19 protein-coding genes are annotated in these 19,797 nt (G+C 67.7%); 14 read left to right on the plus strand and 5 right to left on the minus strand.

The features are described from left to right. The first annotated feature begins 55 nt into the window (after window positions 1-55). Window positions 56-2,410 (plus strand): DUF1631 family protein, encoded by a 2,355-nt coding sequence (locus tag C8C99_RS11235; RefSeq protein WP_108625793.1) that lies wholly within the window; start codon window positions 56-58, stop codon window positions 2,408-2,410. A gap of 236 nt (window positions 2,411-2,646) precedes the next feature. On the opposite strand, the gene C8C99_RS11240 is transcribed toward C8C99_RS11235, so the two are convergent. Genes C8C99_RS11240 through C8C99_RS11250 form a run of 3 tightly spaced genes read right to left on the minus strand, consistent with a single transcriptional unit; the run spans window position 2,647 to window position 5,198 of the window. Further along, the gene (locus C8C99_RS11240; protein WP_108625794.1) at window positions 2,647-4,089 is read right to left on the minus strand and encodes a sensor histidine kinase; all 1,443 of its coding nucleotides are present in this window, start codon (window positions 4,087-4,089) and stop codon (window positions 2,647-2,649) included. Then, on the minus strand, window positions 4,086-4,787 hold the full coding sequence (locus C8C99_RS11245; RefSeq protein WP_108625795.1) for a response regulator transcription factor: 702 nt from the start codon (window positions 4,785-4,787) through the stop codon (window positions 4,086-4,088). Before C8C99_RS11245 ends, C8C99_RS11240 begins: the two co-directional genes overlap by 4 nt. A gap of 24 nt (window positions 4,788-4,811) precedes the next feature. Further along, complete coding sequence (locus C8C99_RS11250; RefSeq protein WP_056638106.1) at window positions 4,812-5,198, minus strand: PepSY domain-containing protein; 387 nt, start codon at window positions 5,196-5,198, stop codon at window positions 4,812-4,814. A 113-nt stretch (window positions 5,199-5,311) separates the two neighbouring features. On the opposite strand from C8C99_RS11250, the gene C8C99_RS11255 reads away from it, so the two are divergent. From C8C99_RS11255 to C8C99_RS11280, 6 genes are all read left to right on the plus strand, one after another. Continuing rightward, window positions 5,312-5,716: a DUF1924 domain-containing protein gene (locus C8C99_RS11255; protein ID WP_108627126.1), complete on the plus strand. Its 405-nt coding sequence runs from the start codon at window positions 5,312-5,314 to the stop codon at window positions 5,714-5,716. 10 nt (window positions 5,717-5,726) lie between these two features. Further along, entirely contained in the window at window positions 5,727-6,251 is a 525-nt protein-coding gene (locus C8C99_RS11260; protein ID WP_108625796.1) for a diheme cytochrome c, read from the plus strand. Between the two features lie 45 nt (window positions 6,252-6,296). Then, window positions 6,297-7,064, plus strand: a complete 768-nt coding sequence (locus C8C99_RS11265) for a cytochrome b/b6 domain-containing protein (RefSeq protein WP_108625797.1) — start codon at window positions 6,297-6,299, stop codon at window positions 7,062-7,064. Between the two features lie 30 nt (window positions 7,065-7,094). Further along, window positions 7,095-7,259, plus strand: coding sequence for a rubredoxin (locus C8C99_RS11270; protein ID WP_108625798.1), 165 nt, complete (start codon window positions 7,095-7,097; stop codon window positions 7,257-7,259). Between the two features lie 111 nt (window positions 7,260-7,370). Next, window positions 7,371-9,902: a cation-translocating P-type ATPase gene (locus tag C8C99_RS11275; RefSeq protein ID WP_108625799.1), complete on the plus strand. Its 2,532-nt coding sequence runs from the start codon at window positions 7,371-7,373 to the stop codon at window positions 9,900-9,902. A gap of 16 nt (window positions 9,903-9,918) precedes the next feature. Next, window positions 9,919-10,305, plus strand: a complete 387-nt coding sequence (locus tag C8C99_RS11280; protein WP_108625800.1) for a VOC family protein — start codon at window positions 9,919-9,921, stop codon at window positions 10,303-10,305. Between the two features lie 42 nt (window positions 10,306-10,347). Here C8C99_RS11280 and C8C99_RS11285 read toward each other — a convergent pair whose 3' ends face one another. Further along, window positions 10,348-10,971, minus strand: a complete 624-nt coding sequence (locus tag C8C99_RS11285) for a TetR/AcrR family transcriptional regulator (protein ID WP_108627127.1) — start codon at window positions 10,969-10,971, stop codon at window positions 10,348-10,350. Between the two features lie 143 nt (window positions 10,972-11,114). Between C8C99_RS11285 and C8C99_RS11290 the strand changes: the two genes are divergently transcribed. From C8C99_RS11290 to C8C99_RS11310, 5 genes are all read left to right on the plus strand, one after another. Continuing rightward, window positions 11,115-11,936, plus strand: coding sequence for a metal-dependent hydrolase (locus C8C99_RS11290; RefSeq protein ID WP_108625801.1), 822 nt, complete (start codon window positions 11,115-11,117; stop codon window positions 11,934-11,936). A gap of 18 nt (window positions 11,937-11,954) precedes the next feature. Then, entirely contained in the window at window positions 11,955-13,379 is a 1,425-nt protein-coding gene (locus C8C99_RS11295; protein WP_233247207.1) for a TolC family protein, read from the plus strand. A 5-nt stretch (window positions 13,380-13,384) separates the two neighbouring features. Further along, entirely contained in the window at window positions 13,385-14,359 is a 975-nt protein-coding gene (locus tag C8C99_RS11300) for an HlyD family secretion protein (RefSeq protein WP_108627128.1), read from the plus strand. A gap of 69 nt (window positions 14,360-14,428) precedes the next feature. Then, window positions 14,429-15,601 carry an ABC transporter permease gene (locus tag C8C99_RS11305; RefSeq protein ID WP_108625802.1) on the plus strand — a complete coding sequence of 391 codons (1,173 nt, stop codon included), beginning with the start codon at window positions 14,429-14,431 and terminating at the stop codon, window positions 15,599-15,601. Beyond that, window positions 15,601-16,818 carry an ABC transporter permease gene (locus C8C99_RS11310; protein ID WP_108625803.1) on the plus strand — a complete coding sequence of 406 codons (1,218 nt, stop codon included), beginning with the start codon at window positions 15,601-15,603 and terminating at the stop codon, window positions 16,816-16,818. Before C8C99_RS11305 ends, C8C99_RS11310 begins: the two co-directional genes overlap by 1 nt. Here the strand turns inward: C8C99_RS11310 and C8C99_RS11315 are convergent. After that, window positions 16,812-17,348, minus strand: coding sequence for a DUF962 domain-containing protein (locus tag C8C99_RS11315; protein ID WP_108625804.1), 537 nt, complete (start codon window positions 17,346-17,348; stop codon window positions 16,812-16,814). The two genes, C8C99_RS11310 and C8C99_RS11315, sit on opposite strands and share 7 nt — an antisense overlap. A 117-nt stretch (window positions 17,349-17,465) precedes the next feature. Between C8C99_RS11315 and C8C99_RS11320 the strand changes: the two genes are divergently transcribed. Together C8C99_RS11320 and C8C99_RS11325 are read left to right on the plus strand one after the other, a co-directional pair. After that, window positions 17,466-18,170 (plus strand): Crp/Fnr family transcriptional regulator, encoded by a 705-nt coding sequence (locus C8C99_RS11320; RefSeq protein WP_108625805.1) that lies wholly within the window; start codon window positions 17,466-17,468, stop codon window positions 18,168-18,170. A gap of 103 nt (window positions 18,171-18,273) precedes the next feature. Next, window positions 18,274-19,707 carry an aldehyde dehydrogenase family protein gene (locus C8C99_RS11325; RefSeq protein WP_056067777.1) on the plus strand — a complete coding sequence of 478 codons (1,434 nt, stop codon included), beginning with the start codon at window positions 18,274-18,276 and terminating at the stop codon, window positions 19,705-19,707. Window positions 19,708-19,797: the final 90 nt, after the last annotated feature.

The following is a 19,797-nucleotide window of genomic DNA, read 5'->3' on the forward strand; positions in this document are numbered from 1 at the left end:
TGACGCGTAATATTGCACCCACTACAGCAGCCACCGGTACCCAGTCCCACTGAAGATGGCCTTGACACCCACCGCCCCGACCGGCAGCCCCGCTGCACCCCAGCAGCGCATCGTCCAGATCGCGCTCACCCAGGCCCGGCCTGTGGTGGAGCGCGTCATCGAGACCACGCGCATGTCCCTGCAGTCGCGCCTGGACAGTGCCCGCACCCCCGGCGAGCACCACGCGATGCAGGAGGCACGCCAGCAGCTGATGCGGCTGGCATCGGTGATGGCAGAGCGCTACCCCGACGCACTGCGCAAGTCCCTGGACCAGGACACCGCACAGGGCGACGACAAGCCCACGCGCTCCCTGTTCACCGTGCACTTTGACGACCTCGAACTGATGGACGAGGCGCAGATCAACGACAGTGTGGAGCGCGCCCGCGCCCGGCAAGTGCTGATCTCTGCAGTGGAGGGGCCACTGGCCGACCTGGACGCACTGGTGTGCGCCGCCCAAGGCCTGCCCAGAGTGCAGCCCGAGCACAACCCGCTGCGGCCCGACGTCTTCTTGCAGGCCCTGCAGTCCGTGGTGTCGCAGATGCAGGTCACGCCCCAAGTGCGCCACGACTGGATGGGGCTGATGGCCCAGGCACTGGGCGCCGAGCTGCGCAGCCTGTACCTGGCGCAAATCGACCAGCTCAAGCAAAGCGGCGTGAAGCCAGTGGGCTATGCCATGCGGCAGGCCACGGGCGAGGTGGTCTATGTGGCTCCCGCCGATGGAGGGGTGTCACCCGGCTTCGCGGCCGACAACGACCTGTCTTCTGCGTCAACCAGCACGGGCGACCCGCTGCTGACGCTGGATCGCCTGCGCCGTCTGCTGCTGGGCGAGTTCAACGAGGCACCCGCGCCTGCCGATGTGCATGCAGTCACCGGCGATAGCCAGGAATCGTTTGCTGACCGGTTTGCGCGCGAGTTCGAGCACCCTGGGGAAGGCCTGCCACCCATCGACCCACCGGCCACGGATTTTGCGATGACGGTGCCTGCAGCGTTTGAGGCGCTGCAAGAGATGAACCAGGTCGGCCAGATGATGGAACGCCTGGGCACACCGCGCGCGCCCGCTGGCAGCGGTGCAGACGGCAACCCTGCAGCCGCACAGCGGCAGCAGGTACAGGGCCTGGGCCAGGCCTTGAGCATGGAGGTGGTGGCGCTGATGGTGGATAACATCGCACGCGATACCCGGCTGCTGTGGCCGGTGCAGCAGTTCATCCGCGCACTGGAGCCTGCGCTGATGCAACTGGCGCTGGTCGACCCCCGCTTTTTCAGCCACAAGGAGCATGCCGCGCGCTGCCTGTTGCAGGACATCACCGACCGCAGCCTGGCCTTCAACAGCCCCGAAGCCCCGGGTTTCCAGAGCTTCATGCGGTCGCTCATGCACATTGCCGGCCCGCTGGCCACCGCCACCATCGACAGCGCCGATGACTTTGAGCAAGTGCTGCAGCAGCTGCACGCCAAATGGGCCGAGAAAGACCAGGCGCTCAAGCAGGAGCGCCAGCGCGCGATCGAAGCCCTGCAGCATGTAGAGCAGCGCCATCTGCTGGCCGCGCAGATATCGCGCGAGATCTGGCTGCTGCCAGACATCGGCAAAGTGCCCGACGCCATCTCGCGCTTTCTGCTGGGCCCCTGGGCCCAGGTCATGGCGGAGGCCCGTCTGTCCGTCAAGCCGGGCACGACCGACCCGGGCCGGTACCAGGAACTGGTGGATGCACTGATCTGGAGTGTGCAGCCCGGGCTGACACGCGCGAACACCGGCCAGCTCGCCCGCCTGCTGCCCAAACTGCTGCCCAAACTGCGCGAAGGCCTGGCGTCCATCGACTACCCAGCCGACCGCACGGAGGCGGTGTTTGAGCTGCTGATGCAACTGCACCAGCAGGCCTTCACACCCGGGCCGCGAGTGGCCGCGCCGTCCCCATCGCCTGCAGCAGCTCTCGCGGCACCCGGCGCGGAGCCACCACAACCGGCCCCCCTGGACGAGGACGACCCCTGGGTGGCGCCCTCGGAAGCGAGGGAGTCAGGCTACATGGACGTCTCGCAGGCGCCCGAGTCCGAAGAGGGCGATGCCGGCGCCGAGGCGGAGCCCAGCGTCGCAGCAGCCCTGTCTTTGACCCCCGCCACCATCACGGTGGGTACCTGGGTCAACCTGCAGGTCGCCGGCCAGTGGGAGCGCACCCAGCTGTCCTGGATCGGCTCGCATGGCAACCTGTTCCTGTTCACCAGCGCCTCCGGCCGAACGCAGTCCATGACCCTGCGGCTGCTGGACCGGCTGCTGCTGCAAGGTGCCGTCCAGGTGCTGGCCGAGCAGACCGTGGTGGACAACGCCCTGGACGCCGTGGCCCAGACGGCCATGCACAACAGCGTGGAAAGCAGGCACTGACGGCAACGTGCCGGATTTCACACACCGACACCTTGGAACTTGTACTTACCGCCTGCACAACAGGAGTGGTCAAACACCGCAGACGGTGATAACCTGTTTCCATCACTCCAAGGCTTTGCAGGATTCAGGGGAATTTGTCAGGGCCTTAGCCCGCTTTGGCGGGCTTTTTTCTGTGCGTCCCGCTTTGGCGGGTTTGGTTGCGGCTGTCCTGCGCCAACAGAAGCAGCAGCAGCGGTTCAGCGAGAAGTCGCCGCAGGCAGCCAGAGCGTCGCACGCAAACCGCCCAATCCCGCAGGCTCCAGATCCAGCCGCCCCCCATACAGTGCCGCCAGCTCCTGCACGATGGCCAGGCCCAGCCCTGTACCAGGCACGGTTTCGTCCAGGCGCACGCCGCGTTCCAGCGCTTGCGCACGTTGTGCGGGATCAATGCCGGGGCCGTCGTCCTCCACCGTGATCACCAGCTGGCGCTGCGCGGCATCCACGCCGAGGGGCAACGCCTGCGCTTGCAGCCGTACCGCAGACCGAGCCCATTTGCAGGCGTTGTCCAGCAAGTTGCCCAGCATTTCCTGCAGGTCCTGCGCCTCACCCGCGAAGAACAGCGGCGCTGGGGACGGATCGGCGCTGATGTCCAGCCCCCTGTCTGCGTGCACCTTGTTCATGACGCGTACCAGGCCTTCCACCACCGGCTGCAGCGCGGTACGCTGCCCCGGCAGGTGCGCAGACGCGGCCACCCGCGACCGGGCCAGATGCCAGTCAATGTGCCGACGTGACACCAGCACCTGCTCACGCACCAGAGCCGCCAGCGCCGCACCATCAGCGGGTGGTTGCGCACAGGCCGCGTTCTCCAGCACCGTGAGGGGCGTTTTGAGCGCATGTGCCAGGTTGCCCGCCTGCGTGCGTGCGCGCTCCACCACTTCGGCATAGCGCCGCAGCACCGCATTGAAGTCATCGACCAGTGGCTGCACCTCGGCGGGGAAGCTGCCCTGCAGTTGCGGAGCGCGGGCCTCTTGCACATCTTGCACCGCGCGCTGCAGTACCTGCAAGGGCTTGAGCCCCACCGCCACCTGTGCCCAGGCAGCCGCGGCCAGCAACACCAACAGCGCCGCGAGTGACAGCGCCAGCACCCCGGTAAACCGGGCCGTGGCTGCCTGCGTGGCCTGCAGGTCGGCGGCCACAATGAGGCGCCAACGGGCTTCATGCGTGCCTTCGGCGCGCACAGTGCGCTCCAGCACCAGCAAAGGCGCGCCCTGCGGGCCTGCCATCTCATGCACATGCACGGCGCCATCGGCCAAGGCGTCTACCTGCAACGCCAGGCTGGTGTCCCACAACGAGCGCGAGCGCAGCACTCCGGCCCGCCCCTGCCCATCGGGTGCCATGGCGTCCACCTGCCAATACAGGCCCGAATAGGGCTTGAGCCAGCGCGGGTCCGACAGCGCCTCGGCGGCAATCACTGGCTGCCCCTGCGCATCAAACTCCAGGCGGGCCGTGAGCTGGTCCAGCTGCAGCTGCAGCGCGGCTTGAAACTGCTGCTGGACATGCTCGCGAAACAACCCGCTCAGCACCAGCCCAGCCAGCACCATGGCCACAGCCACCCCCGCCAGCGTGACGGCCAGCAGCCGCACCCGCAACGACCGGAACCAGTGCACGGGCGGCGCAGGTGGCGTACCTGGCGAGCTCATGGCGGCACCAGGCGGTAGCCCATGCCACGCACGGTCTCTATGCGGGCCGAAGCCGCCGTTGCTGCCGACGAAGCCGCCGAACCTGCAGAGGGCGACATTTTCTTGCGCAAGCGGCCCACAAACACCTCGATGGTGTTCGAGTCCCGGTCAAAGTCCTGCGCATAAATGTGTTCGGTCAGCTCCGCGCGCGACACCAGCACGCCCGGTCGGTGCATGAGGTAGTCGAGCACCTTGTACTCATGGGCTGTCAGCGTCACCGGCTGGCCCGCGCAAGTCACGCGGCCGCTGCGGGTGTCCAGCGACCAGTCCCCGCACTGCAGCACGGCCGATGCCTGCCCGCTGGCGCGGCGGATCAGAGCGCGAAGGCGCGCCAGCAGTTCTTCGAGGTGAAAGGGCTTGGTCAGGTAATCATCGGCACCCGCGTCGATGCCCGCCACCTTCTCGTGCCAGTTGTCGCGCGCAGTGAGGATCAGCACCGGCATATTGCGTCCCTCGGCCCGCCAGCGCTTGAGCACAGTGAGCCCGTCCACCACCGGCAGGCCCAGGTCCAGCACCACGGCATCCACCGCCTCGGTCTCACCCAGAAACTGCGCATCGCGGCCGTTATCGGCCTCGTCCACGGTGTAGCCCGCGTCTTGCAGCGCGGTGCGCAGCTGCGCGCGCAGTTGCGTGTCGTCTTCTACCAGCAGGATGCGCATGGGGGTGTTGTGGTCGGAGGGGTGTCAGCGATTGTCCCGGCTTCGTGGCTGATCTTCGCGCGATTCTCGAGAACGCACGCCCAGCACCTCGGCGGTGCGCGCATCGAGCTTGACCTTGGTCAACTGTCCGGCAGGCGTCAGCAGCTTGATCTCGTAAATCCAGCGATCGCGCTCCTGCTCCAGCTCCACTTCCAGCACCTGTCCCGGCACCTCGCGCTGCAGGCGCTCCAGCACTGTGGGCAGCGGCAGCACCTGGCCCGCCTGCACAGCCTGCCGCGCCCGATCATGGTCGTCCTTGCCGCTGGCCCAGGCAGACGGCACGGCCAGCACAGCAGCGCACAGCACACAGGCCGCCAGGCGCGAGCGCCGGGCAAAGCGGCCTGCAGAAGCGGGGTGAAGGGAGAAAAACATGGCTGCATTGTCCCGCGCGAAATCTGAACGACCGATGAACAGGCCTTTCACGCGCCGTTCAGGCAGGGATTTCAACAATGGCCCCACAAGACAAAACCCACAAGGACCATGGCATGACCTCCCTTCGCACACTGACCTTGGCCGCGCTCTGCGCACTGGCAGCTGCTGGCACGAGCCAAGCCGCCGACACCACAGCCACCCAACAGCTTGCCCACTGGAGCGCACAGGCCGGGAGCCCCGGCAACGCCGACAAGGGCAAAGAGTTCTTCACCACGCGCCATGGCGGCGAGTGGTCTTGCGCGTCCTGCCACGGCACACCGCCCACCGCGCAGGGCAAACATGCCAGCACCGGCAAGCCGATCGCGCCCCTGGCGCCGGCCTTCAACCCCAAGGCCTTTACCGACACCGCCAAGGTGGACAAGTGGTTCCGCCGCAACTGCAACGACGTGCTGAGCCGTGAATGCACGGCGGTGGAAAAGGCCGATGTGCTGGCCTACCTCAACGCCCTCAAGCCCTGAGACCGACACTATGAAAAAACCTGCCCCCCTGCGACCTGCAGCCCTGGCCGCCGCTGCTTGCGCGCTGACCCTGCTGTCCCTCTCCAGCGCCCATGCAGACGGCGGGCGCGCCATGCCCCGCAATGTGCCCAACGCCTACACGCAGGAATGCGCTGCCTGCCACACCGCCTACCCGCCCGGCCTGCTGCCCGCAGCGTCGTGGAACCGTGTAATGACGGGCCTCGACAAGCACTACGGCACCGACGCATCGCTGGACGCGGCCACCGTGCGCCAGCTCAACCAGTGGTTGCAGGCCCACGCCGGCACCTACAAGCGCGTGAACGAAGAGCCGCCCGAGGACCGCATCACCCGCTCGGCCTGGTTTGAGCGCAAACACCGAAAGATCGAACCCGCCACCTGGAAGCTCGCCAGCGTGAAAAGCGCCGCCAACTGCGCGGCCTGCCACACCGGCGCAGACCAGGGGCAGTTTGACGAACACAACCTGCGCATGCCGGTAGGGCTGGATGCCCGCTCACGCCGCGCCTGGAACGACTGACCGCCACGCACATCCATCCGCTGGAGCCGACACAAGGAAAACACGATGAACAACACCCCCACCCTCCATCCCGCCGATGCCTCAGCGCAGCCCGCCCCCGCCAGTCCCCCCAGCCGCCGGGTGACCGATGCGCCGACGCGCATGTTCCACTGGCTGTTTGCACTGAGCTTTGCGGGGGCCTACGCCACGGCCGATGGCGAGCACTGGCGGCTGCTGCACGCCACGCTGGGCTACACCATGGCGGGGCTGTTGGGCTTTCGCCTGCTGTATGGCATCTTCGGGCCGCGCAGCTCGGGCCTGGGCCTGCTGTGGCGCAAGCTGACTGGGGCGCCCACATGGCTGCGAACCCTGCCCCAGGCCCCATCAGTCACGCAGATCAACTGGCGCCAGGGCCAGAACCTGCTGATGGCGCTGGCCATCGTGTTGCTGCTGGCGCTGGTGGTACCCCTCACCCTCAGCGGCTACGCCACGTACAACGACTGGGGTGCTGCGCTCGGTGGTAACTGGATGGGAGAAGCGATGGAAGAAGTGCACGAGTTCTTCGGCAACGCCCTGCTGTTTGTGGTGTTGGCCCATATTGCGCTGATTGCTGGCTTGAGCGTGCTGCGCCGCAAGAACCAGGCCCTGCCCATGCTCACCGGCCGGGTGGAGGGCAAGGGCCCAGACCTGGTCCCGAAGAACCGCACCTGGCTCGCCGCCCTGCTGCTGATCGCAACACTGGCCTTTGGCGCCTGGCAGTGGCAGCAGTCGCCCAGCGGCTGGGTTACCAGCAGCACATCGACCGAACGCCAGCGGCACCACGATGACGACTGACGCACAGCCCAAAACAGAAGGAACCACGCCATGAAAATCTACATGTGTGCCGTTTGCGGCTGGATCTACGACGAGGCCGCCGGCCTGCCCGACCATGGGATCGCGCCCGGCACACTCTGGGCCCATGTGCCCGACGACTGGCGCTGCCCCGAATGCAATGTTGGCAAGGCGGACTTTGTGATGTGCGAAGTGTGACGAAAGAACGCTGGCCGCAGGCCGCTGCGCCGCGTCAGGGCTGCAGACATCGGTGCGCGGTATAACCGTTACACCATTGCATCCTCTGTGCAACGCAGCCTCACACACTCCATGCCACCTACCGACTCCCCCACCGGGCTTGACCCAGCCCTGGCCGCCCAGCGCCTGCGCGACGAGGGCCCCAACGAACTGGGCATCAGCCAGCGCCGCACGCTGCGCGACATGGCCTGGGACGTGGTCACCGAGCCCATGTTCCTGCTGTTGCTGGGTGCGGGTGCCATCTACCTCGCCATGGGCGACGCGCACGAGGCGCTGATCCTGCTGGGCTTTGTGGTCATCATCATGGCGATCACGGTGCTGCAGGAGCGCCGCACCGACAACGCGCTGAACGCCCTGCGCGACCTCTCCAGCCCCCGCGCGCTGGCATTGCGCGGCGGCACCCTGGTGCGCATTGCAGGCCGCGACGTGGTGCGTGAAGACCTGCTGATGATTGCCGAGGGCGACCGCATCCCGGCCGACGGCACGCTGCTGCAGGCCCACGAGCTGGCAGCTAACGAATCGATGCTGACCGGCGAATCCGAGCCTGTGGTCAAACAACCTGCCGACAAGGTGTTTGCAGGCACGCTGGTGGTCAGCGGCCAGGGCCTGGTGCAGGTGACGGCCGTGGGGCGGCACACCGAGCTGGGCCGCATTGGCCAGTCGCTCGACACCATTGCCCTGCAGGCCTCGCCGCTGCGCGAAGAAATGGCGCGGCTCACGCGCAAGCTGGTGGCCATAGGCCTGTCGCTGTGCGCGTTGCTGGTGGCCCTGTTCTGGGCGCTGCGGGGCGACTGGCTGCAGGCCGTGCTGGCGGGCATCACGCTGGCCATGGGGGTGCTGCCGCAAGAGTTGCCCGTGATCATGATCATCTTCCTGGCCCTGGCCGCAAGGCGGCTGGCGGCGCAGCAGGTGCTCACGCGGCGACTCAACGCCATCGAGACGCTGGGGCAGACCACCGTGCTGTGCGTGGACAAGACCGGCACCCTGACGCAAAACCGCATGGCCGTGGCGGCGCTCTGCATTGCGGGCCAGGAGCTGAATGTGCAGAACCTGCCCACCGCAGCGGATGGCAGCGCGCTGCCCGATGCCTTCCACGAACTGCTCGAATACGCTGTTCTGGCCAGCGAGATCGAACCGCATGACCCCATGGAGCAGGCCTTTCACCGCATGGCGGCGGACCATCTGGTGGACACCGAGCACCTGCACCCCGCATGGTCGCTGGCGCGCGAATACGAGCTGTCGCCCCAGCTGCTGGCCATGAGCCACCTGTGGCGCGACGGCACCTCGGCGCACGACACGGTGGCCACCAAGGGCGCGCCCGAAGCCGTGGCCGACCTTTGCCACCTGCCCGACGCCGAGCGCGCCGCCGTCAGCGCCCAGGCCGCGCGCCTGGCCGACCGAGGCCTGCGGGTGCTGGGCGTGGCCAAGGCCCGGCACCGCACGCAAGACACCTGGCCCGACGCCCAGCACGACTTTGACTTTGAGTGGCTGGGCCTGGTGGCCCTGGCCGACCCGCTGCGCCCCGAAGTGCCCCAGGCCGTTGCGCAGTGCCGCCAGGCGGGCATTCGCGTGGTGATGATCACCGGCGACCACCCCCGCACCGCGCGTGCCATTGCAGCCCAGGCGGGCATCGCCAACGACCGTGTGATCACCGGCGACGAGCTGGCACAGATGCCGCCCCAGGTGCTGGCCGACCAGGTCCGGCAGGTCAGCGTGTTTGCGCGCATCAAGCCACACCAGAAGCTGGCGCTGGTCGAAGCCCTCAAGGCCCAGGGCGAGGTGGTGGCCATGACCGGTGACGGCGTGAACGACGCCCCCGCCCTCAAGGCTGCACACATCGGCATCGCCATGGGCCAGCGCGGCACCGATGTGGCCCGCGAGGCTGCGGCCTTGGTGCTGCTGCACGACGACTTCGCGGCCATCGTGCTGGCGATTCACCGGGGGCGGCAGACCTTTGCCAACCTGCGCCAGGCCATGGTCTACACACTGGCGGTGCACGTGCCCATCATCGGGCTGGCGCTGCTGCCGGTGCTGTTCGGGCTGCCGCTGGTGCTGGCGCCGCTGCACATCGCGTTTCTGGAGCTGGTCATCGACCCGGCCTGTTCCATCGTCTTCGAGGCCGAAGAAGGTGCTGCCGACCTCATGCAGCAGCCGCCCCGCGCGGCCGACGAGCCGCTGCTGTCCGCCCGCCACATCCTGCTGAGCGTGCTGCAAGGCAGCGTGGTGACGGTCGCCGTGGTGGGCCTGTACGCCTGGCTGCTGGGCCAGCCCGCCCATGCCGCCACCGCCAGCACGGCCGCGTTTGTGGTGCTGGTGGCCGCCAACGCCGCGCTCATCCTGCCCAGCCGCAGCAGCCAGACGAGCTGGCGCAGCCTGTGGGCAGGCCTCACCCCGGTCAGCCTGTGGGTGGCAGGAGGCACGCTGGCCGCGCTGGCGGCCATCACCACCGTGCCGTGGCTGGCCAATGCTTTCCGGTTTGTGCCGCTGTCGCCCCTGCACTGGTTTATGGCCTTGCTGGCCGGGCTGCTGCTCACGGTGGTGTTTGCCGCCAACAAGCGGTGGCTGCAGCCCACGGCACCGGCGCTCCATCCTTCACCCGCCTGACCCTCTGCCCCACACCATGACCATCGTTCTGGATTCACTCGACCACGTCGTGCTGACCGTTGCCAGCATCGACAAAACCATTGCGTTTTATGAGCGTGTGCTGGGCATGACCGCGCAGGAGTTCAAGCCCCAGCGGTACGCGCTGCACTTCGGCGCGCAAAAGATCAACCTGCACGAAGTGGGCAGAGTGGTGGACCCCAATGTGCGCCACGCCACGGCGGGTTCGGGCGACCTGTGCTTCCTCACCCGGATGTCGCTGGACGACGTCATCGCCGACCTGCAGGCCGAAGGCGTCGCCATCGTGCAAGGCCCGGTGGGCGCAACGGGCGCACGCCACCGGCTGCGCTCGGTCTACATCTACGACCCTGACGACAACCTGATCGAGATTGCCAACGAGGTGTGAGGCGCTCGCTGCGCGGGCAGCGGTAAGCATTACCCAACAGACTCAAAACTCCGCAGAGATTGCCGCCCGCAACAACGTGGAAGCGGACTCCACCAGCTCCTGCAGCTGCCCGGCCCGGTCCTGCTCGATGGAGTGCAGCACCATTTCGTTGATGCCCCCCACCACGGCCATGGCCATCATGGGCTGCAGTGGGGCCTTGCGTTTTCGCTCGCCCGGGCGGTTGTTCACCACGTCTAGCATCAGGTCGGCCAGTTGCTGGTTGGCGCGGCGGCGCGCGGCAAGGCCCGTGGGGCCCAGGCCCAGAATGTCGATGAACAAGGTGCGCAGCAATACGGGGTTGCGCGCCAGCACGCCAAAGTAGGCCGCCATGGCCTGCTCCACCTGGGCCTCCCAGTCACTGTGGGGGTCAATGGCAGCGCGCAGCACCGCGATTGCATTGCCGCTGGCCGCCTCATACAGTGCGGTCAGGCATTCGGCCTTGTCGGCAAAGTTTTCATAAAAGGTGCGCCGCGACACGCTGGCTTCGCGCACGATGTCGGCAATGGTGGTGTCGGCATAGCCCTTGGCGGCCACGGCGCGCGCCATGCCTTCCAGCAGGCGGGCGCGGTGTTCGGTGCCCGCAGCGGGTGCGGCGGGTGTAGCAATTGGGGCAGTGACTTCACTCATGGAGGCTGATCGCAATGCAGAAAATTCAATGAGGTACTTGACAGTACCATAGTTGATCTGCATCATACAAACCCAATCGGTACTGCCAAGTACCAAACCTGTGCACCACCGTGCGGCCCCCCTTTGCACCAGGAGCCTTCTTCATGACCGAACTCGTTGTCCGCCGCCTGCTGATCGACCTGGAGACGCCTTTTGCGCGCCGCTGGTGCGGTGGCGACGCGTTTCGCTCGGCGCTGTTCAATGCGCTGTCGATGAGTTTTCCGGTGGGCGAGCAGTTCTTTATCGACGCCGTGCGTGACGGCCACAAGGCCCTGCCCCCCGACAAACAGGCGCAGTTTGCCGACGAGGTGCGCGGCTTCATCGGGCAAGAGGCCACCCACCGCCGCATCCACGCGCTGTTCAACGGCCACCTCGACCAGCAGGGCCTCGCCAATGAATGGGCCCCGCGTGCGCAAGAGCGCATGAAGCTTTTTGCGGGCGCCGATCCACGCCATCCGCTGGCCGTGACCGCTGCCAACGAGCACTTCACCGCCCTGCTGGCCGAATGGCTGCTGGCCCACCCCGAGGTGCTGCAGGGCGCCGAGCCCCGCCTGGCCACGATGTGGCAATGGCACTGCGCCGAAGAGTCCGAGCACAAGAACACCGCCTTCGACCTCTACCAGGCGCTGGGCGGCAACCACGAGTGGCGCATCACCTGGTTCCGCCGCATCACGGTGGTGTTCCTCGGCGATGTGCTGCGCCAGACGGTGCTGAACCTGCGCCGCGATGGCTCGCTGTGGAAATGGAGCACCTGGACCAGCGCCGCACGCACGCTGTTCGGCAAAGGCGGCTTGGTGCGCGAAACCTGGCGCCCCTGGCGCGAATACCTGCGCCCCGACTTTCACCCCAGCCAGCACGGCACCGACCTGTCGGCACGCTGGCTGGCAGAGCACAGCAACGCCTACACCCCCGTGGGTGCACGCTGACAACCACGACCTGACACCATGACCCATCCCACCACGCCCCGGCACACAGGCCGGGCAGGCGCGGCTTTGCTCTGCCTGCTTGCATCGACCGTCCTGCCCCTGCAGGCCTACGCTGGTCCCTTGGCATTTGACGCAGCGTTGCAGCAGTTGCAGCAGCGCTCCGACCAGCTGGCCGCATCGCGCAACGCCGTCGAAAGCGCCCAGCTGCGCCGCGACGCCATGCAGCGCCTGGGCGGCCCGGCGGTCAACCTGAGCGGTGCTGCCTACACCTACAACGCCAACCTGGACGTGGACCTGAACCCACTGAACCGCGCCCTGCCCGGCGTGCTGTCGCAGCTGCCGCCCCAGCTGGCGGGCTCACTGGCCCAGTTGCCCCACCTGCCGTCCAGCTACACGCTCAACCGCAGCAAGAGCGACACCACGGCCTCGGTCTCCGCCATCTGGCCCATCTACATGGGCGGCGCCAGCAATGCCGCTCGGGGCCTGCTGGATGCCCAGGCGCAAGAGGCCCAGGCCGACGCCACCAAAACCAGCCACGAGGCCACCACGTTGCTGGTGCAGCGTTACTTTGGCGCCCAGCTGGCGCAGCGCGCTGCCGTACTGCGCGAATCGGCCCTGGCGACCATCGAACAGCACGACGCTGCCGCGCAGAAGATGCTGGACGCCGGTGTGATCGCACGCGTCGAACGCTTGCAGGCCCGCTCCGCACTGGAAGAGGCCCGCCGCAATGCCCGCAAGGCCCGCGACGATGCCGAGCTGGCCGCCACGGCGCTGACCCGCACCCTGAAGGCGACCGACCCCGTCACGCCCACCAGCCCGCTGTTTGTGCTGAGCCAGCCGGTCGAACCCCTGCCCCACTTCATCGACACCGCTTTGGCCCACCACCCCGGGCTGGACAAGGTGGCCGCCAAGAAAGAGCAAGCCACGCAACTGCACGCCGCCCAGGAGGCACTGCGCAAGCCCCAGGTGTTTGCGTTTGGCCAGCGCCAGCTCAAGACCGGCCGTGACGCCGACTGGGTGGCCGGGGTGGGCGTGCGCTGGACGCTGTGGGACTCCATCGACCGCAACGCGCTGGCCGAATCGTCCAACCGCCAGATCGAGCAGGCCGAGCGCACCGGTGCTCAGGCGCAGAACGACATTGCCCTGCTGGTGGAAAAGCGCTGGCTGGCCCTGGAGCAGGCGCGCCGCGCCTACTTTGCGCTGCAGCCGGGGCTGGAGCTGGCCGACGAAGTGCTGCGCCTGCGCATCTCGGGCCTGAAGGCGGGCACCAGCACCACGCTGGATTTGATCGACGCGCAGGTCAACCAGGCCAAGGCCCAGACCGAACGCGCCCAGGCCGCCCACGACTACGTGAAAGCGCTGGCCGACCTGCTGGAGGCCTGTGGCCTGTCGGAAGACTTTGGCAAATACATGGCGCGCGCTGATGCGCTGAAAGTGGAGTGAAGAGCATGAGCAAGAAAACAGCAGCCGTCGGCGCAGTGGCCTTTGTGGCCGTGGCAGGCTTTGTGGGCTTTGGCCTGTGGAAGGCCTCGCAGCCCGCACCCGAGGTGTTTCAGGGCCAGATCGAAGCGCAAGAGGCCGACATCGCCCCCAAGGTCACTGCGCGCATCGCGCAGATCCTGGTGAAGGAAGGCGACCAGATCGCGGTGGGCACGCCCCTGATCCGCATGGACAGCCCCGAGGTCAAGGCCAAGCTGGCGCAGGCCACCGCCGCCCAGGAGGCCGCCCAGGCCGTGGCCGCCAAGGCCGAAAGCGGCGCCCGCCCGCAAGAGGTGGAGATGGCCCGCCTGAACTGGCAGCGCGCCGTGGCCGCTGCCGACCTGGCTGAGTCCTCCTTCAAACGCGTCGATGGCCTGGCCCGCGAGGGCCTGGTGGCTGCACAAAAACGCGACGAGGCCGAGGCCAACTTCAAGGCCTCGCGCGACCAGGCACTGGCCGCCAAGGCCCAGTACGACCTGGCCCGCGCCGGTGCGCGCAGCGAAGACCGATCCGCCGCCAGCGCCCAGGCGCGCCAGGTGGCGGGCGTGGTGGCCGAGGTGCAGGCCGCCCAGGCCGAGACCGAGCTCAAGAGCCCCGTCGCCGGCGAAGTGGCCAAGGTGCTGGCCCGCACGGGTGAGCTGTCGCCGCAGGGCGTGGCCGTGGTCACGGTGGTGGACCTGAAGGACCAGTGGGTGGTGCTGAACGTGCGCGAAGACCGACTGCAGCGCTTTGCCATCGGCAACGAGTTCGACGCCACCCTGCCCGCCCTGGGCGGCAAAACCGTGAAGTTCAAGGTCTACCACACGGCCGCGCTGCCGGACTTTGCCACTTGGCGCGCCACGCGCGCAGGCCAGGGCTTCGACGCCCGCACGTTTGAAGTACGCGCGCGCCCGGCAGCCCCCATCGAGGGCGCACGCCCCGGTATGACGGTGCTGGTGCAATGACATGCGCCTGATGCACAAAAATTTGAGTCAAATGTGCCGGTAGCGCTAGTGCAATATGCGCAAAAAGCTATGAATTCAATAGCAAATAGCCTTCGCCGCGAGGCCCGCCGCCTGGCGGCCGACCCGTGGGACCTGGCCATGGTCACCTGGGTGCCGCTGCTGGGCGTGGCGCTGCTGTGGTGGATCTTCTCGGCCGGCCTGCCGCGCCACCTGGCGGTGGGCGTGGTGGACGACGACCACTCCAGCCTGTCGCGCCAGCTGGTGCGCATGCTGGACGCCACGCCGGGCGTGCAGATCACCCAGCACTTCACCAACGCGGCCGAGGCCGAACGCGCGCTGCGCGCCGTGGACGTGTACGCCGTGGTCTCCATCCCGCGCGACTTTGCGCGCACCGTGAAGGAAGGCCGCGCCGTGCAGGTCACGCTGCTGCACAACGCGCAGATGTCCACCCACTCGGGCCTGCTACAGCGCGATGTGCGCACGGCCGTGGGCACCTTGTCGGCGGGTATCGAAATGGCCGCACGCAACAAGCGCGGTGAAAGCGCCCAGGCCGTGCACGTGAGCATGGAACCCATCCACACGCAGATGGTGGCGCTGTTCAACGTGTCGAGCAACTACGAGCAGTTTCTGGGCGCGGCGCTGATCCCCGCCCTGCTGCACATCCTGGCCATGACAGCCGGCGCCTGGACCGTGGGCCGCGAGTTGCGCGACCGCACGCTGGGCGAATGGCTGGGCGCGGGGGGCTGGGTGCGCACTGCAGGCGCGCTGGCGGGCAAGCTGGCCCTGCCCTGGGTATCTCTCACGCTGGTGGGCCTGCTGGCGCTGGTGGGCATCACCTGGGGTCGAGGCTGGCACCCGCCGGGCAACCTGTGGTGGGTGGCTGCGGCGCTGGCACTGCTGATGGCGGTGTCGATCACCGCAGGCGCTGCGCTGGCGGGCATCACGCGGTCGCTGCGCACTGCGCTGTCGGGTGCGGGCTTTTTTGCAGCACCGGCGTTTGCGTTCAGCGGCGTGGCCTTCCCACTCGCGGGCATGCCCGGCAGCGCCCGCGCCTGGGCCGAGGCCATGCCGTTCACGCACTACATCCGTTTGCAGATCGAGCAGCTGCAAATGGGGGCGCCCGTGGCCACCAGCGTCTCGACCGTCGTGGCGCTGATCCTCGCCACCGCCGTGCTGTTGCTGCTGGGCGCCACCGCACTCACGCTGGCGCACAAGCGCCCCGACACGTGGGGAGGCCGCTGATGAACACGACAACACCACCCGTGCCCGTGGCAACTCCCTCGCAGCAAGGCCTGCTGGGCGCCTGGCTGCACGCGCTGGCCACCGTGGTGCGCGACAAGGGCGTGCTGCTGCTGTTAGTGGGCGCGCCCGTGCTCTACGGCTTTTTCTATCCTTGGTTCTATGCCGACGAGGTGCTGACCCGAGTGCCCGTGGCCGTGGTGGACCTGGATCACACCAGCCTGTCGCGCCAGATCACCCGCTTTGCCGACGCCGACCCGCGCATCGAGGTGCACCTGGTCACCGGTAGCGAGCGCGAGGCGCAGGAGGCCCTGTGGCGCGGCGAGATCGAGGGTTACGCGGTGATCCCAGCCGGGCTCAAGCGCAGCGTGGTGCGCGGCGAGAACGCCGTGGTCAGCATCGAGGCCAACGGCGCGTATGCGCTGCTCAACAAGGCCGTGCAATATGGCTTTGCGGAAGCCGTGGGCACGGTGTCTGCCGGGGTCGAGATCCGCAAGCTGCAGGCCAGCGGCCAGAGTGCTCCGCAGGCCCGCGCCAGCCGCGTGCCCGTGCAGCTGCAGATGGTGGCGCTGTTCAACCCCACCGAGGGCTACGGCAGCTTTGTGGTGCCCGCGGTGGCGCTGCTCATCCTGCAGCAAACCCTGCTGATGGGTGCGGCAATGCTCACCGGCACCTGGGTCGAAAGCGGCCAGCACCGCGCAAGCGCCACCACCTGGCTGGGCCGCCTGCTGGCGCTGTGCACACTGGGCTGGGCCAGTGGCCTGTTTTACTTTGGCTGGATTTTTGTGCTGCACGACTACCCGCGCGGCGGCAACCCGCTGGGCGCGCTGGCGCTGCTGGCCTGCTACATCCCGGCCATCGCGGCCTTGGGTGCGCTGCTGGGGCTGTGGTTTGGCAACCGTGAACGCGCGCTGCAGGTGCTGCTGTTCACCACACTGCCCATCGCGTTCGTCGCAGGCTTCTCGTGGCCGGTGGAGGCCCTGCCCGAGCCGGTGCAGTGGCTGCGCTGGCTGCTGCCCAGCACCTCGGGCGTGCAGGCGTCACTGCGGCTGAACCAGCTGGGCGCGCCGCTGTCTGCCGCGCTGCCTTACCTGTGTGTATTGGTGGCGCTGGGCACGGTGTGCGCAGGGGCCGTGCTGGCCCTTGCGAGGCCGTCAAGCCCTTTGCGCCCTGGCGCTCGAGCAGCAAACGCGGCGGAGCGCGAGCGCAGAGCTTACTGAGGGTGGGCAGCAGCCTGTTGCCCGGTACGCAAGCGCACCGGGCCGCTGCGCTCTTCCACCGCCGCCTGCACTTCTTTGCGCAGGCCCAGTGCAAACGCCCATTCGGCCACCACAAACAGCGGACCCACAATCAGGCCCACCAGGTCGTCCACAAACGCGGGCTTGCGGCCTTCGTAGTAGTGGCCCACGAACTGGATCACCCAGCCCACGGCAAACAGGCCGATGCCCGTGGCCAGCCACATGGCCAGGGTCTGTGCGGCCACCCATTGCCCGCCCACCAGCATGGCGGCCAGCAGCGCGGCCATGGCCAGGCCAAAACGCATGTCCAGCCGGAAGTAGAAAACACTGGCCGCCAGCGCTGCCAACAGCGCCGGGCTTAGCGGCAGCGCACCCACCATCCAGGCCGGGCGCGACAGCAGGATGACGACGGCGAACATGATCATGGGCACGCCCACAAAATGGGTGTGGATGTTGCGCGGATCGCGGTGGTAGTCGGCGTATTGGGAGAGGTGGTCGATCAGGGTTTTCATGGGTGTCTCCAGCATGGGTTTTGCGCAGCATCAATACTCGCTCTCGGGCCGCGCCAGCGTCTGTCGTGCAGACGACAAAACCCCCGCCGCCCTCCTGCCCCCGTTCACTCGCATTCCATGTCCACCCCTTCTGCCTATTTACCCGTCCTCCAGACTGGCCGCTGGTTTGCCCACCTGCCGCCCGACTTTGCCCAGCCGCTGATTGCCATGGCGCAGTTGCGCCATCTGGCGACGGGCGAGGTGCTGTTCCGCCGCGGTGATGCGCCCTGTGGCCTGTATGCGGTGGTGCGCGGCGCGGTCAGCATCTCGGGCACCCGGGGGCGGGCCGACGAGGCGCGTGCGGCGCTGCTGATCCGCCTGGAGCCGCCGCACTGGTTTGGCGAGATCTCGGTGTTTGACAACTCGGCCCGCACGCACGATGCGCAGGCCACCGAACCCACGACCCTGGTGCACATCCCGCACGAGCGGCTGCAGCACTGGCTGCAGGCCCACCCGCAGCACTGGCATGCGCTGGCCTTGCTGATGACCGACAAGCTGCGCTCGGCCTTCGTGGCGATGGAAGAGCTGGCGCTGTTGCCCGCCCCGCAGCGCCTGGCGCGGCGCCTGGTGATGATGGCCGAGGGCTACGGGCAGTGGACGGCCGAAGGGCAGTCGCGCCGCGTGATCGAGATCTCGCAAGAGCAGCTGTCGCTGATGCTGGCGATCTCGCGCCAGACCACCAACCAGATCCTCAAGGACCTGGAGTCGCGCCAGCTGGTGCGCGTGCAGCGCGGCGAGGTGGAGATTCTGGACCTGGCCGGCCTGCGGGGCGCTTGCGCCTGATTACTATCAAATCAGTAGCAAACAAGGCATGTTGCACTAGCGCATCGGCGTGTTTTTACACAAATACTAAGCACACATTCCATTTCCGGGCAAAATGACGGCCATGCAACTGAACTACATCGCCAACGCCTCGGTGCCCTCGTCTTCGGGCCGCACGATCCCCGTGATCGACCCGTCCGACGGCCAGCCCTTCGACGAGATCCAGCGCAGCAACGCCGACGACATCGACGCGGCGGTGCATGCAGCCCGCCAGTGCTACCACGCGGTGTGGCAAAAGTTGGCCCCGGTGGAACGCGGTCGCCTGCTGCAAAAGCTCTCGGCCAAGATCCTGGAGCACGCGGACGAGCTGACGGCGCTGGAGCAGCGCGACTGCGGCAAGCCCACCAAACAGGCACGCGCCGACGCCATTGCGCTGGCCCGCTACTTCGAGTTCTACGCCGGTGCGTGCGACAAGTTCCACGGCGAGACCATTCCCTACCCCGACGGCTACAGCGTGCTGACCTGGCGCGAGCCCCACGGCGTCACGGGCCATGTGATCCCCTGGAACTACCCCATGCAGATCTTTGGCCGCAGCGTGGGCGGCGCCCTGGCGGCGGGCAATGTGTGCGTGGTCAAGCCGGCCGAAGACGCCTGCCTCTCGCTGATCCGCGTGGCGCAACTGGCGGCAGAGGTGGGGTTCCCCGCCGGGGCGCTCAACATCGTCACCGGCTACGGCCACGAGGTGGGCGACGCGCTGGCGCGCCACCCCGGCATCGACCACATCAGCTTCACCGGCAGCCCCAAGATCGGCACGCTGATCCAGCAGGTGGCTGCCGAGCGCCACTGCCCCGTGACGCTGGAGCTGGGCGGCAAGAGCCCGCAGATCATCTTTGCAGACGCCGACCTGGACGCCGCCATCCCCGTGGTCATCAACGCCATCGTGCAGAACGCCGGGCAGACTTGCTCGGCCGGCTCGCGCGTGCTGATCGACTCGCTGATTTACGAACCGCTGCTGGAACGCCTGGGCAAGGCGTTTGAAAAGCTGCGCGTAGGCCCCGCCGCCATGGACCTGGACGTGGGCCCGCTGATCCGCCAGACGCAGCAGCAGCGCGTGTGGGACTTCCTGTCGGACGCGCAGGTTGCAGGCATCCCCATGGTGGCCCAGGGCGTGGTGGTGGACGAAGCCCCCGAGACCGGCTACTACCAGGCTCCCACCTTGCTGCGCGATGTGCCCGTGGGCCACCGCCTGGCGCAGGAAGAAGTGTTCGGTCCCGTGCTGTCGGCCATGGCCTTTCAGGACGAAGACCACGCCGTGGAGCTGGCCAACGCCACGCAGTTCGGTCTGGTGGCTGGCATCTGGACGCGCGACGGCGCGCGCCAGTTCCGCATGGCCAAGCGCGTGCACAGCGGGCAGGTGTTCATCAACAACTATGGCGCGGCCGGTGGCGTGGAGCTGCCCTTTGGCGGCGTCAAATCCAGCGGCTACGGGCGCGAAAAGGGCTTTGAGGCGCTGTACGGTTTCACCACCCTGAAAACCGTCGCCATCAAGTACGGTTGAAGAGGCATTGCAGGGTGTCTCGCCTGCGCACGACAGCGCAGGCAGGCCCCAGTAACCTTGGCCGCTTCTGCACGACGATTTTTCTTTTTC

This window comes from Acidovorax sp. 107, assembly GCF_003058055.1.
In the GTDB taxonomy this organism is placed as follows: Bacteria; Pseudomonadota; Gammaproteobacteria; order Burkholderiales; family Burkholderiaceae_C; genus Acidovorax.

Coding starts and splice junctions, on each gene's coding strand:
- C8C99_RS11235 (WP_108625793.1), top strand. CDS start 56: ATGGCCTTGACACCCACCGCCCCGACCGGCAGCCCCGCTGCACCCCAG.
- C8C99_RS11240 (WP_108625794.1), bottom strand. CDS start 4,089: ATGAGCTCGCCAGGTACGCCACCTGCGCCGCCCGTGCACTGGTTCCGG.
- C8C99_RS11245 (WP_108625795.1), bottom strand. CDS start 4,787: ATGCGCATCCTGCTGGTAGAAGACGACACGCAACTGCGCGCGCAGCTG.
- C8C99_RS11250 (WP_056638106.1), bottom strand. CDS start 5,198: ATGTTTTTCTCCCTTCACCCCGCTTCTGCAGGCCGCTTTGCCCGGCGC.
- C8C99_RS11255 (WP_108627126.1), top strand. CDS start 5,312: ATGACCTCCCTTCGCACACTGACCTTGGCCGCGCTCTGCGCACTGGCA.
- C8C99_RS11260 (WP_108625796.1), top strand. CDS start 5,727: ATGAAAAAACCTGCCCCCCTGCGACCTGCAGCCCTGGCCGCCGCTGCT.
- C8C99_RS11265 (WP_108625797.1), top strand. CDS start 6,297: ATGAACAACACCCCCACCCTCCATCCCGCCGATGCCTCAGCGCAGCCC.
- C8C99_RS11270 (WP_108625798.1), top strand. CDS start 7,095: ATGAAAATCTACATGTGTGCCGTTTGCGGCTGGATCTACGACGAGGCC.
- C8C99_RS11275 (WP_108625799.1), top strand. CDS start 7,371: ATGCCACCTACCGACTCCCCCACCGGGCTTGACCCAGCCCTGGCCGCC.
- C8C99_RS11280 (WP_108625800.1), top strand. CDS start 9,919: ATGACCATCGTTCTGGATTCACTCGACCACGTCGTGCTGACCGTTGCC.
- C8C99_RS11285 (WP_108627127.1), bottom strand. CDS start 10,971: ATGAGTGAAGTCACTGCCCCAATTGCTACACCCGCCGCACCCGCTGCG.
- C8C99_RS11290 (WP_108625801.1), top strand. CDS start 11,115: ATGACCGAACTCGTTGTCCGCCGCCTGCTGATCGACCTGGAGACGCCT.
- C8C99_RS11295 (WP_233247207.1), top strand. CDS start 11,955: ATGACCCATCCCACCACGCCCCGGCACACAGGCCGGGCAGGCGCGGCT.
- C8C99_RS11300 (WP_108627128.1), top strand. CDS start 13,385: ATGAGCAAGAAAACAGCAGCCGTCGGCGCAGTGGCCTTTGTGGCCGTG.
- C8C99_RS11305 (WP_108625802.1), top strand. CDS start 14,429: ATGAATTCAATAGCAAATAGCCTTCGCCGCGAGGCCCGCCGCCTGGCG.
- C8C99_RS11310 (WP_108625803.1), top strand. CDS start 15,601: ATGAACACGACAACACCACCCGTGCCCGTGGCAACTCCCTCGCAGCAA.
- C8C99_RS11315 (WP_108625804.1), bottom strand. CDS start 17,348: ATGAAAACCCTGATCGACCACCTCTCCCAATACGCCGACTACCACCGC.
- C8C99_RS11320 (WP_108625805.1), top strand. CDS start 17,466: ATGTCCACCCCTTCTGCCTATTTACCCGTCCTCCAGACTGGCCGCTGG.
- C8C99_RS11325 (WP_056067777.1), top strand. CDS start 18,274: ATGCAACTGAACTACATCGCCAACGCCTCGGTGCCCTCGTCTTCGGGC.